The sequence below is a fragment of the Roseateles sp. GW821-FHT03B02 genome, assembly GCF_059421025.1.
Map to the genome: position 1 here is coordinate 242,090 of NZ_JBWKUV010000009.1, position 16,521 is coordinate 258,610.

At 70.6% G+C, this 16,521-nt stretch carries 16 protein-coding genes and 1 other RNA gene; 5 read left to right on the top strand and 12 right to left on the bottom strand.

The annotated features are described in order from the left end of the window. Nucleotides 1-10 precede the first annotated feature (10 nt). The 4 genes from AC07VX_RS22380 to AC07VX_RS22395 are packed head-to-tail and all read right to left on the bottom strand — an operon-like array spanning nt 11 to nt 4,792. Nucleotides 11-1,570 carry an ABC transporter substrate-binding protein gene (locus tag AC07VX_RS22380; protein WP_493167253.1) on the bottom strand — a complete coding sequence of 520 codons (1,560 nt, stop codon included), beginning with the start codon at nt 1,568-1,570 and terminating at the stop codon, nt 11-13. After that, complete coding sequence (locus AC07VX_RS22385; protein ID WP_493167254.1) at nt 1,567-3,573, bottom strand: amidohydrolase family protein; 2,007 nt, start codon at nt 3,571-3,573, stop codon at nt 1,567-1,569. The genes AC07VX_RS22380 and AC07VX_RS22385 overlap by 4 nt, the downstream gene beginning before the upstream one ends. Before the next feature lie 20 nt (nt 3,574-3,593). Next, nucleotides 3,594-4,079, bottom strand: a complete 486-nt coding sequence (gene rnhA, locus AC07VX_RS22390; protein ID WP_493167255.1) for a ribonuclease HI — start codon at nt 4,077-4,079, stop codon at nt 3,594-3,596. Next, on the bottom strand, nt 4,076-4,792 hold the full coding sequence (locus AC07VX_RS22395; RefSeq protein WP_493167256.1) for a class I SAM-dependent methyltransferase: 717 nt from the start codon (nt 4,790-4,792) through the stop codon (nt 4,076-4,078). Before AC07VX_RS22395 ends, rnhA begins: the two co-directional genes overlap by 4 nt. A gap of 51 nt (nt 4,793-4,843) precedes the next feature. Here AC07VX_RS22395 and gloB point away from each other — a divergent pair, with 51 nt between their 5' ends. Together gloB and AC07VX_RS22405 are read left to right on the top strand one after the other, a co-directional pair. Beyond that, nucleotides 4,844-5,629, top strand: coding sequence for a hydroxyacylglutathione hydrolase (gene gloB / locus AC07VX_RS22400; protein ID WP_493167257.1), 786 nt, complete (start codon nt 4,844-4,846; stop codon nt 5,627-5,629). Then, nucleotides 5,626-7,227, top strand: coding sequence for a transglycosylase SLT domain-containing protein (locus AC07VX_RS22405; protein ID WP_493167258.1), 1,602 nt, complete (start codon nt 5,626-5,628; stop codon nt 7,225-7,227). The genes gloB and AC07VX_RS22405 overlap by 4 nt, the downstream gene beginning before the upstream one ends. On the opposite strand, the gene AC07VX_RS22410 is transcribed toward AC07VX_RS22405, so the two are convergent. From AC07VX_RS22410 to dnaX, 4 genes are all read right to left on the bottom strand, one after another. Beyond that, nucleotides 7,228-7,620 (bottom strand): MAPEG family protein, encoded by a 393-nt coding sequence (locus AC07VX_RS22410; RefSeq protein WP_493167259.1) that lies wholly within the window; start codon nt 7,618-7,620, stop codon nt 7,228-7,230. Between the two features lie 10 nt (nt 7,621-7,630). Further along, nucleotides 7,631-8,212, bottom strand: coding sequence for a recombination mediator RecR (gene recR, locus AC07VX_RS22415; RefSeq protein ID WP_493167260.1), 582 nt, complete (start codon nt 8,210-8,212; stop codon nt 7,631-7,633). Between the two features lie 133 nt (nt 8,213-8,345). After that, nucleotides 8,346-8,672: a YbaB/EbfC family nucleoid-associated protein gene (locus AC07VX_RS22420; protein ID WP_088483366.1), complete on the bottom strand. Its 327-nt coding sequence runs from the start codon at nt 8,670-8,672 to the stop codon at nt 8,346-8,348. 14 nt (nt 8,673-8,686) lie between these two features. Beyond that, entirely contained in the window at nt 8,687-10,555 is a 1,869-nt protein-coding gene (gene dnaX, locus AC07VX_RS22425) for a DNA polymerase III subunit gamma/tau (protein WP_493167261.1), read from the bottom strand. A 44-nt stretch (nt 10,556-10,599) separates the two neighbouring features. Here dnaX and AC07VX_RS22430 point away from each other — a divergent pair, with 44 nt between their 5' ends. The 3 genes from AC07VX_RS22430 (at nt 10,600) to ffs (ending at nt 12,208) form a co-directional block, all read left to right on the top strand. Further along, the gene (locus AC07VX_RS22430; RefSeq protein WP_493167262.1) at nt 10,600-11,709 is read left to right on the top strand and encodes an AIR synthase related protein; all 1,110 of its coding nucleotides are present in this window, start codon (nt 10,600-10,602) and stop codon (nt 11,707-11,709) included. A gap of 4 nt (nt 11,710-11,713) precedes the next feature. Beyond that, the gene (locus AC07VX_RS22435; protein WP_493167263.1) at nt 11,714-12,100 is read left to right on the top strand and encodes a SirB2 family protein; all 387 of its coding nucleotides are present in this window, start codon (nt 11,714-11,716) and stop codon (nt 12,098-12,100) included. Between the two features lie 10 nt (nt 12,101-12,110). Next, nucleotides 12,111-12,208, top strand: an RNA gene (ffs, locus tag AC07VX_RS22440) — signal recognition particle sRNA small type. A 19-nt stretch (nt 12,209-12,227) separates the two neighbouring features. Here the strand turns inward: ffs and AC07VX_RS22445 are convergent. From AC07VX_RS22445 to AC07VX_RS22460, 4 genes are all read right to left on the bottom strand, one after another. Continuing rightward, nucleotides 12,228-12,644, bottom strand: a complete 417-nt coding sequence (locus tag AC07VX_RS22445) for a hypothetical protein (RefSeq protein WP_493167264.1) — start codon at nt 12,642-12,644, stop codon at nt 12,228-12,230. 26 nt (nt 12,645-12,670) lie between these two features. Continuing rightward, the gene (locus AC07VX_RS22450; RefSeq protein WP_493167265.1) at nt 12,671-13,564 is read right to left on the bottom strand and encodes an OmpA family protein; all 894 of its coding nucleotides are present in this window, start codon (nt 13,562-13,564) and stop codon (nt 12,671-12,673) included. A gap of 32 nt (nt 13,565-13,596) precedes the next feature. Next, a complete protein-coding gene (locus tag AC07VX_RS22455) occupies nt 13,597-13,959 on the bottom strand; it encodes a DUF4398 domain-containing protein (RefSeq protein WP_493167266.1) in 363 nt (120 codons plus the stop codon). A gap of 161 nt (nt 13,960-14,120) precedes the next feature. Beyond that, complete coding sequence (locus tag AC07VX_RS22460) at nt 14,121-16,511, bottom strand: protein kinase domain-containing protein (protein ID WP_493167267.1); 2,391 nt, start codon at nt 16,509-16,511, stop codon at nt 14,121-14,123. Nucleotides 16,512-16,521: the final 10 nt, after the last annotated feature.

Here is a 16,521-nt window from a genome sequence, read left to right on the forward strand (position 1 = left end):
TCGTTCCTTGTTAGCGCGGCAATACGCCGTCGAAATACATGCCGCCATCCAGGTCCAGGATGAAGCCCTTGACCGCTGCGCGCTCCGGCACGGCCAGGCGACCGTGGGCTATCGGGCTCCAGGGCAGCTCGGTCATCGCGATGCGCTGGGCCTTGGCGTAGAGGGCCTTGCGGTCTTCCTGCTTCAAGGCCTGGCGGGCCTCGGCGAGCAGCTTGTCGTAGGCCGGGCTGCACCAGAAGCTGCCGCTGGCCGAGCCGCAGGCGAGCTGGCCGGCTGTGTTGGCGGGCTCGGGGTCGCCGTTCCAGCCGCTCAAGGCCGCATCGTGCTCGCCGGCGTCGATGCGGCGCAGGTACTCGCCCCATTCGTAGCTGACGATGCGCGCGTTGACGCCCACCTTGGCCCAGTCGGCCTGGATCATCTGCGCCATGCGCTGGCCGTTGGGGTTGTAGGCACGCACCACGGGCATGGCCCACAGCGTGATGTCCAGCGGCAGCACGCCGGCCTTTTGCAGCAGGGCCCTGGCCTTGGCGGGGTCGTGGGGCACGGGCTTGAGCGTCGCGTCGTGCGCCCAGTTGGCGGCCGGGATGACGCTGCTGGCCAGCACGCCCGCGTCGCCATAGACGGTGCGCACGATGGCGGCCTTGTCGATGGCCATGTCCAGCGCCTGGCGCACCTCGACCTTGGCCAGCGCCGGGCGCCGGGTGTTGTAGGCCAGGATGCCGACGTTCATGCCCGGCGCGGTGGCGAGCTTGATGGCGGGGTCCTTCTTCAGCTCGTCCAGCTCGGCCGGGCCGACGGGGGCTGCGATGTCGCACTCGTCGCGCCTGAGGCGCTGGGCACGAACGCTGGCATCGGGGGTGATGGCGTAGACGAGCTGGTCGGCGCGCGGCCGCTCGTCCTTGCGCCACCAGCTCGGATGCTTCACGTAGCGGATGACGCTGTCGGCACGGAAGCTTTTGAACTGGAAAGGGCCGGTGCCGACAGGCATCTGCGCGATGCGCTGCGGCGTGCCGGCCTTGAGCAGCTGGGCCCCCAGCTCGGCCGACTGGATCATCGTGAACGCGAAGCTCAGCGCCGACAGGAAGGACGCATCCCGCTCGGCCAGCGTGATGCGGACCTGGTACTCGCCCCGCTTCTCGACCCTGCGGATGAGCTTCTCCCAGCCGAAGGACACGACATAGGGCGACACGCTCGGGAAGGCCTTGGCGAATTCGCTGTCCCGGCTGAGCAGGCGGCCGAAGGTGAAGACCACGTCGTCGGCATTGAACTCGCGTGTCGGCTTGAAGCCCTCCGCAATGTGCCAGGTGACACCGCGGCGCAGCTCCAGGGTGTAGGCCAGGCCGTCGGGGCTGACGCTCCAGCTGGTGGCCAGGCCGGGGATGAGCTGGTCCGTGCCGCGCTTGACCTCGATCAGCGTGCTGAAGACGGGAAGATGGGCGACATGGTCGATGCCGCTATCGGTCATCGCTGGGTCGAAGGTCTTGGGGCTGCCGGCGGCGCAGAAGCGCAGCGTCGCATCGGCCTGGGCGAGCAGCGGCAGGGCCAGCAGCAGTGCGGCAAGGCGTTTCACTTCGTGATGTCCGCGGCAGGCACGAAAGGAAGGATGCCCATGGCCTGGAACAGCGCCGACGGCGCCATCGCCTGCTCGCCCTTGATGACCAGCGCAACGCGCCGGATGGCGCGGATGTCGGCCACCGGGTCGCCGTCCACCAGCACGAGATCCGCCCGCTTGGCCACCTCGATGCTGCCGATCTCGCTCAGCCGGTCGCTGTACTTCGCGCCGTTCCAGGTGGCGATCTTTAGTGCCTGGGCGGCCGGGATGCCGGCCTGGACATAGAGCTCCAGCTCGCGCTGGAAGGCGAAGCCTGGCGTTGCATCGGTGCCGGCCACCAGCGGGATGCCGGCCGCGTGCATGCGGCGCAGCAGGTCCATCATGACCTTCCAGCTCGCGCCCCAGCGCCTGGCCTTGGCGTCGTCCATGTCGACCTCGGCAGACAGGTAGGCGCGCTGGATGACGGCCGGCAGGTTGGCTGCCACCATCGCGTAGCTGGGGCTGGGCTGCCCCTGGCGCTGGGTGTAGGTGCCCTCGAAGGCCGTCATCGTCGCATCGACTACGGTGCCCTTCTTCTTCAGCAGCGCGAGAAAGTCCTGGGTACGGCGGTCGTTGAGCCTGAGGTCGGCGGCCTTGTCGCCGGGCAGGTTGAAGCGCAGCAGCGTGCGCGTGTCGTCGCCCTTGCCGACGAGGAAGTTCAGCGTCACCTGGTTGATGTGGTGCAGCTCGTCGTAGCCCGCCTCCACGGCCTCGCGCGCCGTCATGAAGGCCGGCACATGGCCGCCGGTGCGCAGCCCCAGCTCGCGGGCATGGGCCACCATGGGCTTCACCCATTCGGGCCGGATGGAGTTGTAGAGCTTGAGCTGGCGGTAGCCATGGGCGGCGTACCAGTCGATGGCGGCCAGCGCATCGGGCAGGTTGTCGGGCACGAAGTCGGCCTGCGACGAGAACGGGCTCTTGCCTTCGATGAAGCCGTTGGCAGCGATGCGCGGGCCCAGCACCTCGCCGCGCTCGATGCGGCCGCGCAGCTCGGCCAGGTCGGCATTGCTGTTGCCGACGTCGCGCACCGCGGTCACGCCCGCGGCGAGGTTCAGCAGCAGCGCACTGGCGTCCAGGTGGGCGTGCATGTCGACGAAGCCGGGCAGCAGCGTACGGCCACGGCCTGCGATGCGCTGGGCCGGCTCGGCGTTCTTCAGGCTGCCTGGCTTGGCGATCGCCGCAATGCGGCCCTCGTACAGGTACACATCCGACGGCCCGCGCAGCCGGGCGGCCTGCGAGTCGAACCAGCGCACGCCCTCGATGACGGTCAGCCCCGGCAGCGGCTTGGGCAAGGTCTTGGCCAGCCGCTCCAGCCGAGCCAGCTGGGCAGCCTTCTGCGCATCGGACAGGCGATCCATCTCGGCTTCGAAGCCCTGCAGCATCGTGCCGCCCCAGCCCGGCGACACCTGGGCGAACAGACTGCGGTTGTCCTCCCGCAGCCACAGATAGCTCGGCTCCAGGTCCAGGCCATCGACGGCGTAGAGGCCCACCTCGAAGCTCGCGCCGGTGGGCTTGAGCGTCTGCACGCGTTCGATGCCCAGCTGGCCCACCGGCAGCGCGGCGGCGCGCTGGCCGGGGCGCTGCAACAAGGTCTGCGCGACCTTGGCGGCCCAGGCGGGGCTGGCCTGCACGGGCAGGTAGACCAGTTCTCGCCCGGCGCCGGGACGCTCGCCACGGTCCACCGGCGAGCGCCAACTGGCGCGGCCGTCCTTCAGCTCGAAGGTTTCGTCGATGCGAGCGCCGTAGGTGGACACGCCCTCGGTGCGGTAGCCCAGCCAGGCACCGTCTGGCGCGAAGTCCAACACTTCCTTCTGGTCGGGGCCTCGGCCGTTGTTGCGGTAGCTGTAGTCCACATCCAGCCGTCCGGCCGTCTCGGCGACCTTGAGCTGGCCGCAGGCCACCTTGGCGCAGATCACGGTGTAGGTCTGGGCCTGGGCGGCGCTGGCGAACAGCAGCGCAATCAGCGGGGGCAGCAACTTCATGGGCAGGGTCCGTGGAAGACTCAGGTGGCGCGCACTTTACTGATCGAAGCCACGCCCTTGTTCGCCAGCATGTCGGCGCGCTCGTTGCCGGGGTCGCCGGCATGTCCCTTGACCCAGCGCCAATCCACATGATGCAGCTTGCGCAGCCCGTCCAGCCGCTGCCAGAGGTCGGCGTTCTTGACCGGCTTGCCGTCGGCCGTCTTCCAGCCGCGGCGATGCCAGTTGTGGATCCACTCGGTGATCCCCTTGCGCACGTACTCGCTGTCCATGTAGATGACGACGTCGCAGCTGCGCTTGAGCGAGGCCAGGGCCTCGATGGGGGCGGTCAGCTCCATGCGGTTGTTGGTCGTCTCGCGCTCGCCGCCGAAGAGTTCCTTGTCGTGGCCACCACTGGACAGCCAGGCGCCCCAGCCGCCGGGGCCCGGGTTGCCCTTGCAGGCGCCGTCCGTGTAGACCGTGACCTGCGGCCGCTTGATGGCGACGGCAGGCTTGTGTGCTTCTGTCATTTCTTCTTGTGATGGTTGTTGAGTGCCACGGCCGGTGCCTTGCTGGCGGCCAGGCGCTTGTTCCTGGACAGGCCGATCATGCGCATGCCCTGCACGCGCTTGACCGCCTGGATGAAATAGACGGCGCCCAGCACCGGCCACCAGCGCGAGCCGACACCGTCGACCCAACGCCAGCGCTGCAGCCAGGCCTCGGAACGCAGCGGCGGGCGGTAGACGCCGAAGCGCGCCGCCTCGACGTCGAAGCTCAGCAGCTTGAGCCAGTCGCGCAGGCGCCAGTAGCCGATGAAGTCGCCGTCACGGGGCAGATAAGGCTCGCCGCGGCTTCTCAGGCGCCCCAGCTTCTGGCGCAGCCCCCAGAGGCTGGCCGGGTTCAGGCCGAAGACGATGAGCCGGCCTTCCGGCCGCAGCACGCGCTCCACCTCGCGCAGCAGCGCATGGGCGTCGCAGGCCAGTTCCAGCGCGTGGGGCAGCAGCACGAGATCGAGGCTGGCGCTCTCGAAGGGCAGCGCGTCGAAGTCGCACTGGACATCGCAACCGCGGTCGCGGCCGGCCAGCCAGCGGTGCGGCATGCGGTTGGTCAACAGACCGTCGAGTTCGGGCAAGCCGAGCTGCAAGGCATGGAAGCCGAACAGGTCGGCCACGGCCACGTCCACCTGGGCCTGTTCCCAGGCGAGCAGATGCTGCCCGGGCGGGGTCTGCAGCCAGGCTGCCAAATCTATACTCGGCGCTTTATCTGTCATGGGTTGGCGCCATTGACGCTCGGTTTGACGCTCACGCCGCTTCCTGCATTCGACGACAACTACCTCTGGCTGCTGGACAACGGCCGCGAGGCCCTCGTCGTCGATCCCGGTGACGCCGCGCCGGTGGCCGCGGCGCTCGATGCCCGGGGGCTGACGCTGGCCGGCATTCTATTGACCCACCACCACGGCGATCACGTCGGCGGCGTCGACGCGCTGCGCCCGCGCTTGCAGGGGCCCATCTACGCACCCGCCCGCGAGAAAATGCCTGAGCCGGTGCAGCGCCTGCGGGGCGGCGACGTGGTGGAACTGCTGGGTCTGCGCCTGGCCGTGCTGGACGTGCCGGGCCACACCGCCGGCCACATCGCCTACTTCGCGGCCGAGGCCGGCCCGGAAGGGCCGCTGCTGTTCTGCGGCGACACCCTCTTCAGCGCCGGCTGCGGCCGCCTGTTCGAGGGCACACCGGCGCAAATGCATGCCTCACTGCAGTCGCTGGCCGCGCTGCCGCCGGCCACGCGGGTGTGCTGCGCCCACGAGTACACCCTGTCCAACCTGCGCTTCGCCCGCGAGGTGGACCCCGCCAACGCCGCGCTGGCGGGCTACGCCGCCTGGTGCGAGGCTGAACGCGCCGCCGGCCGGCCCACGCTGCCGGGCCGCATCGGCAACGAAATTCGCATCAACCCTTTCCTGCGCTGTACCGAGCCGGCCCTGGCGGAAGCCGCCCGCCGCCAAGCCCCCCTCAAACTCCCGGCCGAGCCCAGCCCGGTCGACGTGTTCGCCACGCTGCGCGAATGGAAGAACGGATTCCGATGACCTTGATCCACCGCCTGTCCCCGCTGGTGCTCGCGCTGCTGCTGGCCGCCTGCGCCACCACCCCGCCCGCCGAGCCCAGCCTCGCCGCCCCGGCGGCCCTGGCGCCCGCCGCCGAACCCAGCCCCACGCCGGCTCCCCAGATTTCACAGGCCCCGGCCCGCAACATCGCGGCCGACCTGCTGGAGGACAACCTGCGCCCTGGAGAGAAGATCGACCTTGACGCCCCCGACGTCAACGCCGACCTCTGGGCCCGCGTGCGCAAGGGTTTCCAGCTGCAGGACCTGGACGACGACTGGGTGCGCAAGGCCGAGGCCTGGTACAGCGCCCGGCCCGACTACGTCGAGCGCATGACGACGCGCGGCAGCCGCTACCTGTTCCACATCGTCGACGAGGTCGAGAAGCGCGGCATGCCCACCGAGCTGGCCCTGCTGCCCTTCATCGAGAGCGCCTTCGTCACGCATGCCGTCTCCAGCGCCAAGGCCACCGGCATGTGGCAGTTCATGCCGGCCACGGGCCGCGACTTCGACCTGAAGCAGAACATCTTCCGCGACGACCGCCGCGACGTGCTCGCGTCCACCCGCGCCGCACTCGACTACCTCGGCCGCCTCCACAAGCAGTTCGGCGACTGGCATCTCGCGCTGGCCGCCTACAACTGGGGCCAGGGCAACGTGCAGAAGGCCATCGCCCGCAACCAGCGGCTGGGCCTGCCGACCGACTACGCCAGCCTGAAGATCCCCGACGAGACGCGCTACTACGTGCCCAAGCTGCAGGCCGTGAAGAACATCGTGTTCGCGCCCGACCGCTACGCGCTGGCGCTGCCGGCGGTTGCCAACCACCCCTACTTCCTGAGCGTCAAGATCGAGCGGGACATTGACGTGGCGCTGGCCGCCCAGCTCGCCGGCATCTCGCTGGAGACCTTCCAGCAGTTCAACCCGCAGATGAACAAGCCGGTCATCCTGGCCGCGGCCACGCCGCAGGTGCTGCTGCCTTACGAGCAGGCCAGCGCCTTCGCCGAGAACCTGGCCCGCCATCAACGCAACAACAGCGGCCCGCTGGCGAGCTGGACGGCCTGGGTCGTGCCCAAGACCATGAGCCCGGCCGATGCGGCCAGGCGTGCCGGAATGCCGGAGAGCCTGCTGCGCGAGATCAACCGCATCCCGCCCAAGATGCTGGTCAAGGCCGGCTCCACGCTGCTGGTGCCGCGCGGCGAGCATGTGCACGACGACGTCTCCGAGCGCCTGGCCGACACGGCCGCGCTGAACCTCGCGCCCGACGCGCCGCCGCTGCGTCGGGTGACCTACAAGGCCGGCAAGGCCGACACCGTGGCCAGCATTGCCGCGCGCTACAAGGTCAGGGCCGAGCAGGTGGCGCAGTGGAACAAGGTCGGCAATGGTGCGCGCTTCAAGCCGGGACAGGCCGTCGTCATCTACACGGCCGCGGCGCCGGTCGTCGCCAAGGCCGCGCCGGCCAAGTCGACCGCCACCAGGGCCAAGGCGCCGACGCGTACGGCTGCGGCCAAGCCGGCGGCACCGCGCGACCTGGCCAACGATCGCGGCGGCAAGGGCCGCGGCAATGTCGTTGCGTCTGCGGCGCCCTGATCAGCGCACGAAGAACAGCGCCACGCAGGCTGCCAGGCCGGCGGTCCAAAGCAGCGAGCGCAGCGAAGCCTTGTCGGCCACATAAAGGCCGATGAAGGCCAGGCGCGCCGCGATGAAACCGACGGCAAGCGCGTCCACCGTGGCCTGGGCGGCTTGGTGCCGATAGGCCACGAAGAGGCCGGCAACAAAGACAGGCAGCGCCTCCCAGCTGTTGGCCTGGGCCGAGTTGGCCCGCGCCTGCCAGCCGTCCAGCCGCGCCAGCCACTCGCGCGGCTGGTTGTTGTCGAAGCCGCCCTCACGGCGGCGCTTGCCAAAGCCCTTGGACTTGGCCAGGCCCGCGCAACCGATGGGCAGCATGCAGGCGACGAGCAGGCAGATCTGGGCGATGGTCATCGTGTGTCCTTCAACGTCTGTCGGTCAGGGCGTGGGCGATGGTGCCCAGGTCCACGTATTCGAGTTCGCTGCCCACCGGCACGCCCCGCGCCAGCCGGGTCGACTTGATGCCGCGCACGCGCAGCGCCTCGGCCAGCACGTGGGCCGTGGCCTCGCCCTCGGCGGTGAAGCTGGTGGCGAGGATGACCTCCTCCACGCCCTCTTCCGCCGCCCGCGCCAGTAACTCGGCCGCGCCGATCTGGCGCGTGCCCACGCCGTCCAGCGGGCTCAAGCGCCCCAGCAGCACGAAGTAGTACCCGCGGTAGGAGCCGGTGCGTTCCAGCGCGGCCTGGTCGGCCGGCGTCTCAACGACGCACAGCAGCCGCGCGTCGCGCCCGGCGTCGGCGCAGACGGGGCAGATCGGCGTCTCGCTGAAGGTGTGGCAGCGCTCGCAGTGCTTGATGCGCTCGCCGGCCGCCGTCAGCGCGTCGGCCAGGCGCGGCATGGCCAGCCGGTCGTGCTGCAGCAAGTGGTAGGCCATGCGCTGGGCCGACTTCTGGCCCACGCCGGGCAGGCGCTTGAGCGCTTCGACAAGGGTATCCAGCGCGTTCAAACCGCAGTCACCCTGTCATCAGGCGATCGCCGCCACAGGCGCGATCCCATCAAGCGGCAGCCATGGAACTGGCTTTGCCAGGCCACTGGCGGCGCCCCCTTGAGGGGGAGGCGCGAAGCGCTTCGGGGGTGGGTCAAAACGGGAACTTCATGCCCGGGGGCAGCGGCATGCCGGCAGTCAGCTTGCCCATCTTCTCGGCACTGGTGGCCTCGGCGCGGCGCACGGCGTCGTTGAAGGCGGCAGCCACGAGGTCTTCCAGCATGTCCTTGTCATCGGCCAGCAGGCTGGGGTCGATGGTCACGCGGCGGACCTCGTTCTTGCAGGTCATGACGACCTTCACTAGGCCGGCGCCGCTCTGGCCCTCGACCTCGATGTTGGCGAGCTCTTCCTGCGCCTTCTTCAGGTTGTCCTGCATCGCCTGGGCTTGCTTCATCAAGCCGGCGAGTTGGCCTTTCATCATGATCGTGTCCTTGTCTAGAGAGAGGGAGTCAGCGGCTGCACGGAGCCCGGCAGGATGCGCGCCGACGGGAATTGGGACAACAGCGTCCGCGTCATCGGATGCTGGGCGGCCAGGTCTTCGGCCGCGCGCTGCTGGGCCTCGGCGCGGGCCACGGTGCGCAGCGCGATCGAGTCCTCGGCCACGCCGGCCTGGATGTCCAGCCTGGCGTTCAACGCCGCTTCCAGCTTGCCGACCAGGGCCGGCGCGCGCAGCGACTCACGCTCCACGCGCAGCGTCCAGACCTCGCGGCCATCGACGGTCACGCAGCCCAGGGCCTGGGCCTGGCGGGCCAGCTCGCCGGTCATGCCGACGAGGTTGACCGACGCGATGCGCTCGGCCCATTGCGCGCCCTCGGGCGTCTCGCGCAGTTCGGCACGGCGTGGTGCATCGGCCTCGCGCGCCGGGGCAGCGGCACTGGAAGCGGGCGCGTCGTCCGCGTCCATCCAGGGCGGCGGCGCGTCGTCGGGCGGCGGGCCATCGAAGTCCATCACCTCGTCTTCGGCCTGGGCCTCGACGGGCTTGGGGCGCAGGCGATCGCTGAGCCTGGGGGCGGCCGGCTCGGCCACCGCGGGCGGCGCGGAGACCGGTGCCGGAGCGAAGGTCTTCGGCGCTGCGACGGGCGCGGTGGTTGGCACAGCGACGGGCGCCGGCGGCACCACCTTGGGCAACGGCACCGCCACGACAGCCTTGGCCACCGCCGGCGGCCGCACCAGCGCCGCGGCCTTGACCGGCTTGGGGCTTGTGCCCGCCGGCCGGAAGGCCAGCATGCGCAGCAGCACCATCAACAGGCCCGCGTATTCGTCGGGCGCCAGATGCAGTTCGGCACGGCCATGCAGGGCCATGCTGTACATGAGCTGGATCTCGTCGGCCGGCAGCACGGCGGCCAGCCGGCGGATCTCGGCGGTCTCGTTGTCGGCGTCGTCCAGCGCCGCGGGCGCGGCCTGAGCCAGGGCCATCTGCTGAAACAGCGTGGCCAGGTCTTCCAGCGTGCCGGCGGCCGACAGGCCCGCGCCGCGCAGCGCGTCGGCCTGGGCCACGACGGCTTCGCCGCTGGCCGCCGCCAGCGCGTCGACGATGGCCACGACATGGCCGCGGTCCACGCTGCCCAGCATCTGGCGCACGCCGGCTTCGCTCAAGGAACCGGCGCCGAAGGCGATGGCCTGGTCGGTCAGCGACAGCGCATCCCGCATGGAGCCGTGCGCCGCGCGCGACAGCAGCCGCAGCGCGCCGGGCTCTGCCGGCACGCTCTCGGCGCCCAGCACGTTGGTCAGGTGCATCTGCACGTCCGCCGCCGCCATAGGGCGCAGGTTGAACTGCAGGCAGCGCGACAGCACGGTGACCGGCACTTTCTGCGGGTCGGTCGTCGCCAGCACGAACTTCAGGTACTCAGGCGGCTCCTCCAGCGTCTTCAGCATCGCGTTGAAGGCGGTGTTGGAGAGCATGTGCACTTCGTCGATCATGTAGACCTTGAAGCGCCCGACGACCGGCTTGTAGACCGCCTGGTCCAGCAGCTGCGAGATTTCCTCGACGCCGCGGTTGGAAGCCGCATCCAGCTCCACGTAGTCGACGAAGCGGCCCGAGTCGATGTCGCGGCAGGCCGCGCAGACGCCGCAGGGCTGGGCCGTGATGCCACCCGTGCCGTCCGGCCCGGTGCAGTTCAGGCTCTTGGCGAGGATGCGCGACACCGTCGTCTTGCCGACGCCGCGGGTGCCGGTGAACAGGTAGGCATGGTGCAGCCGCCCCTGCGTCAGGGCGTTGGCCAGGGCTTGCACGACATGCTCCTGGCCGACGAGCTGCTCGAAACTCTGCGGACGGTATTTGCGGGCCAGGACCTGATAACTCATAAGGGAGATTCTATGGGTGGGCCCACCGGGGATAATCCCGCGCCATGACCTCGCAAGCCCCCCTCACCTACGACCAAGCCGGCGTCAACTACGACCTGATCGACCCGCTGAAGATCACGGCCCAGCGCGCCGCCGCCGCCACCGCTTCCCACCTGGCCGGCCACGGCTTCAGCGAGGTCAAGGCCTCGCGCGGCGAGTCGGCCTATGTCGTGGACGTGGGCCCCTTCTACGTCGCCTCCATCGTCGAATGCCTGGGCACCAAGACCCTGGTGGCCGACGAGATGGCCCGTCTGACCGGCAGGAGCTTCTTTGCCGGCATCGCCCAGGACACCATCGCCATGGCGGTCAACGACCTGATCACCGTCGGCGCCACGCCCCTGGTCGTGCAGGCCTACTGGGCCGCCGGCGGCAGCGACTGGTTCGGCGACGCCCAGCGCGCGCAAGCCCTGGTGGCCGGCTGGAAGGCCGCCTGCGACACCTGCCAGGTCGCCTGGGGTGGCGGCGAGACGCCGGCACTGGCCGGCATCGTCGAAGACGGCCGCATCGACCTGGCCGCCTCCTGCACCGGCCTCATCAACCCCAAGGAGCGCCTGTCGGTCGGTGACAAGCTGGGCGCCGGCGACGCCATCGTGCTGCTGGCCTCCAGCGGCATCCACGCCAACGGCCTGAGCCTGGCGCGCAAGCTGGCCGAGCGCCTGCCCCAGGGCTATCTGACCGAGATCGAGCCGGGCCTGACGTATGGCGAGGCCCTGCTGGCGCCCACCGCGCTGTATTCGCCCGTCACCGAAGCGCTGTGGAAGGCCGGCATCGCGCCCCACTACTGCGCCAACATCACCGGCCACGGCTGGCGCAAGCTGCTGCGCCACCCCAGCGCCCTGACCTACCGCATCCACACCGTGCCGCCCAAGACGGCGGTGCTGGACTTCATCCAGCAGCAGGCCGGCCAGGACGACCGTGAGGCCTACTCGACGCTGAACATGGGCGCCGGCTTCGCCATCTTCGTGAAGGCCGGGGACGCCGAGCGCACGGCCCAGGTCGCACGCGACTGCGGCATCGCCGCCTGGGTGGCCGGCACCGTCGAGGCCGGAGAGAAGCAGTTGCTGATCGAGCCCTTGAACATCCGTTTCAGCGAAGACGACCTGACGCTTCGCTAAGCCCGTGAGCTGGTTCTACACGCAGATGGTCCAGTGGCATGTGCTGCTGGCCTGGTGCAGCGTGGGCCTGTTCTTCATGCGCGGCCTGCTGTTCCAGTTCGGCACGCCGCGCCTGCAGGAGCTGGCCAAGGATGCGCGCCTGATGGTGCTCGTCTTCGGCGTCAACACCTGTCTCGTCGTCACGGGCCTGAGCCTGTGGGGTTCCATCGGCTACAGCCTGACCCGCGACTGGTGGCTGGCCGCCAAGCTGGTCGCGCTGGCGGGCTACATGATCTGCGGCCACTGGGCCATGAGCCAGGCCCGCCTGCACCTGCTGGGCTATCTCACCGCACTGGCACTGCTGGCCCTCGCGATGGACCTTTCGATCAACCGGCAGTTCCTCCCCGGTTAGAATGCGCCTCGACGGGCCTCCCCGCATGGAAGCGCGCCCAACCGGGTCAGGTGGGGAACCAAGCAGCCCTAAGCGTTGCAACCAGTGCCGGGGGTAAGGCTCGTCACCCCCCCTCCTGCCTTCACGCTCAGCCGCCCGGCGACTTCGGGATGTCGGTCGAGCGCACGGTCAGCGTCGTCAGCTGTCCACCGCCCTCCACGCTGCCGCTGACCTGGCCCTCACGCACGCGGCGTTCGCACATCTCGCGATCCTCGGCAGGCTGAGCCTGGCAGCGCTTGAGCGCATTGGCCGCCCACTGCTCGGGCCGGTCGTTCGGCGAGATCAACCTGCCCCGGCGGGCCTGGGCATAGGCCGCACCCGCTTCGCGCAGGCAGACGTCGCGCGGCTGGCTGGTCTGGCCGGCCATGCAGCTGGCGCGCTCGCGCTCGTACTGCAGACGCAGCGGGTCGAGGTTCCTGGGTCGCGGGGCGGCCTGAGCGGCAGTGCCCAGTGCCAGCAGGACGGCAGCCAGCCAGGCCACGGTGCGACATCGGTGCTTGTTCATGGTGAATCTCCTTCGCTGAAGCGGCATCAGCCGCGGACCCGGACCGGCTGGCTGTCGTTCGAGATGTAGACCTCGACGCGACGGTTCAGCGCGCGATCGGATGTGCTCGCATTGCTGGCTACCGGATAGGCCTCGCCGTAGCCGCGCGTGTCGACGCGGGCGAGGTCCACGCCGCGCGCGCGCAAGGCATCGGCCACGGCCCGAGAGCGGCGCTGCGACAGCACGAGGTTGGCCTGGTCGCTGCCGACGCTGTCGGTGAAGCCCTCGATCAGCACGCGGCGATCCGGGTGCTGGTTCAGGTAGTGGGCCAGCTTGCCGAGCGCGTTCTGTGCGGCCGGCTTGATCTCGGCGCGGCCGAACTCGAACAGCACGTCGCCCAGAGTCACGAGCATGCCGCGCTCGGTCTGGCGGGCCTGCAGTTCGCTGAGCTCCTGCTGCAGTGCAGCGGCCTGGGCCTGGGCGTTGGCGGCATCGGTCCGGGCGGCCGCGGCCTTGGCGCGGGCGCTGTCGGCGTCGGCGCTGGCCATGGCCGCCTGGGCGCGAGCACGGTCGGCGGCGCCGGCGTTGGCGTCGGCGCGCACGCGTTCACGCTCGGCCTCGGTTGCCTTGATCGCGTCCTCGTCGGCGGCCGCCTTGGCCAGCGTCAGGGCCGTACGGGCCTGCTGCATCGCGACGTAGGCGGCAGAGTCGATGTCGGCCGGCGACTCGCGCCTGGCGCTCAGCTCGTCGGCGCGGCGCAGCGAGTCGCCGGCCTTCTTCAGCTCCAGCGCGGCGTACTTGGAGACGGCCGGGTCGCCGGAGGCTTGCGACACGGCGCTGCGGGCCTGCTCCAGCTGGGGCGTGACGGTGGGCGCACTGGCGCAGCCGGCGAACAGCGCCGCGACAGCCAGCGTGGTCAGGGCGGTGGCGTACTTCTTCATGGCAGTGCTTCTTTCGGGTCAGGTCGCTCGGATCACGAGCGGTTCAGCTGCGCCTGCAGCTGGCGGATGCTTTCGTTCAGCTCGCTCAGGGCACGGTCGGAGCGCACCGAGCGGGCCCGTGCCTGGGCCAGGGCGGCGTCGGCGGCGGCCTGGTCGGCGAGCTGGCGGGCGGCCACGTAGTCCTTGGCGGCCATGGCGGCATTGGCGCGGGTCAGCTTGTCGCGTGCCGAAGCCAGCTCGGCCGGCGCGTCGGCCGCGTTGCTGGAGGCCTGGTCCACCGCCGAATTGGCGATCGCCAGCTGCTCCTTGGGCAGGGGCGGCGATGCGCACGCGGCCAGGGCCAGGGCGGTCGCGATGGCGAGCGCCGTTGCGCGGTACGTCGAGGGGAGGTTCATGCGGACTCCTGCTGGTTGGACCAACCCGGCGACCGCAAGACCTGGGTGCGCCGGTGCCAGGGTTTCCTGGCGAGGCCCAACCAGTATTCGCGACGGCGCGCACCGCCCCCGTCAGCCGGCGGCGGCAGCGCGTGTCGGAAACGCCTGACGGCGCCGTAGGGTTAGGCGCCCGAGGCCTGGCGGAAGGCCATCACGGCCTGGTTGCGCAGCGTGCGCAGCAGCGAGAGCTCTTTCTCGCCGAGCTGCACGGCGCCGGCCTGGGCATGGTCGGCGTAGATCAGCCCGAGCGGCGCCCCCTTGAGCATCAGCGGCAGCAGCAGGAAGCTCTGCGCCTGCAGCTCGCCGCGGAACCAGCCCGGCAGCCGCGTCGAGATGTTGGCGGAGCGGGAGTCCTGGATCAGCGTGTCTGCGCCCTTCAGGCAGACGGCAGCGAGCAGGTCCAGCGGCTGGGCCGTCAGGTCCACGCGCACCAGTGGCGCGAGGCGCTCGACGTCGGCGCCGACGCCCAGCCGTCCCGTCAGCGCCTGGCCGCGCGCATCGCGCAGGCAGAAGATGACGCGGCGAAAGCCCAGGGCGCGGTAGATGGTCTCCAGGATCATGCGCAGCACCGCATTGAGCTGGAAGTTGTCGACCATGGCGTCGGTGATGTCCTGCACGCCGGCGGCCAGCAGCTGCGTGGCCTGCTCGGCGGGCGAGGCGGCAGCAGCGGCGTCATGCGTGCGCTCCATCACCATCGTGGGTGCGAGCTCGTGCGCGGCCAGGGAGTCGTGCGCCGAGGGTGTCAGCGGGGCCAGCAGCCGCTGGGCGCGCGAGTCGCGCGGCAGGTGCAGGTCCAGCGCCTCGGTCATCTGGGCGAGGTGCTGGCGCGCGGTGTCGGCGGCCTGCTCGAAGGCCTCGGCGCTCATGCCCAGGGCCCGCGAATGGCGCTGGGCCAGCGCACGCAGCCTGGCATGGGCCTGCTCGGGCGGCGTGTTGAGGATGAGGTCGGCCATGTCGTTGCTGGCGCGGGCCAGCCAGCGCTGACGCTCGACGCCATCTTCCAGCAGGCGCGTGGGCGGCTCGCCGACCGGGCGGCGCATGGCGCGCTGCAGGCTGTCGGGCAGGCCCCATTGCCGGGCCACACCCAGGCCCAGGGCCTCGTAGCTCATGCCCAGTACCTGGGCAGAAGCGGCGGCCTCGCTGAGTGCGGGCTGGCCGTCCTCCGCGGGGCTGACGAGGCGGCGCACGGCCTCGGCCTCTTCCGGGAAATAGAACTCGGTGAGCGAGCGGCCGAGGTGATGAAACATCGCGCCGAGGAAGGCCTCCTCGGCCTCGCGCGGGTTGGGGCAGAGCTCGCGCGCGAGCGCGGCGGCCATCAGCGAGCGCAGGTAGTCCTCGCGCAGGCGCTTGGCGTGGCCCTTGTTCTCCATGCGCTCCAGCAGTACCAGGCTCAGCGCGAGGTTGCGGATGCCGGCGAAGCCGATCAGCGCTACGGCGCGCGACACCGTGCTGATGCCTCCGCCCCCAGCATGCCGGTACTGGGCCGTGTTGACGAGGCGCAGCAGCTTCTGCGTCAGCGCCACATCCTTGAGGATCTCGTTGGACAGGCTGGCCAGGCTCTCGTGCTCGGACTGCGTCAGGCGCTGGATGCGGCCGATGGCGTCCGACAGCGCCGGGAAGTCGCTCTTGTGGCGCATGCGGCGCAGCAGGAAGTCCAGCACCGGCGCGTCCTGCTGCGCCTCGGCGTCGGGCTCGGCAACCGGGCGCAGCCAGGCAGCGAGCGCATCGCGCATCAATGCGGCGCTGGGCCAGCGCGCCGCGGGCTCGCGCGCAAGCCCGCGCTGCACGATGGCGCGCAACGCGTCGTCCACGCTGGGGTCCAGGCCCGAGGGCAGCACCAGGTTGGTGGTCTGCACGCGCTGGATGGCGCGCCAGGGGTCGGGGTCGTGGTTGAGGCGCTGGCCGCTCAGCATTTCGGCCAGCATGACCGCGGCCGCGAACACGTCCATCTGCGGATGCGGCGCCGCGCCGCGCGCGGCCTCGGGCGAGATGTAGCCGGGCGTGCCGACGATGCGCGAGGTCGCGTTGGCGTCGGTGGACACCCGCCCGGCGATGCCGAAGTCCATCACCCGCGGCCGGCCGCGGGCGTCGAGCAGGATGTTGCTGGGCTTGAGGTCGCGGTGCACGAGGCCAGCCGCGTGGGCGGCGGTCAGGGCGTCCAGAATGCCCAGCATCAGCGTGACGGCCTCGGTCGCCGTCAGCTTCGGGCCGGCGCGCAGGCGCTGGCTCAGCGTGCCGCCGGACACGTACTCGAAGACAAGGTAGGAATGGCCGGCCTGGGTGTCGGCCTCGAAGACGGGGACGATGTTGGGGTGGGTCAGCCGGCTGACGGCGCGGGCCTCGTGCAGCCATTCGTCGACGCTGCCGGGCTCGGCCGCGGGCTTGAGCAGCTTGACGGCGACCTCGCGGTCCAGCAGGGGGTCGTGGGCCAGCCAGACCGTGGCCTGCGCGCCTTCACCCAGGCGCTGCAGCAGGCGGAATCGGCCGAGTTGCGGGGGCAGTTCGTCGGTCATCGTGAACGTT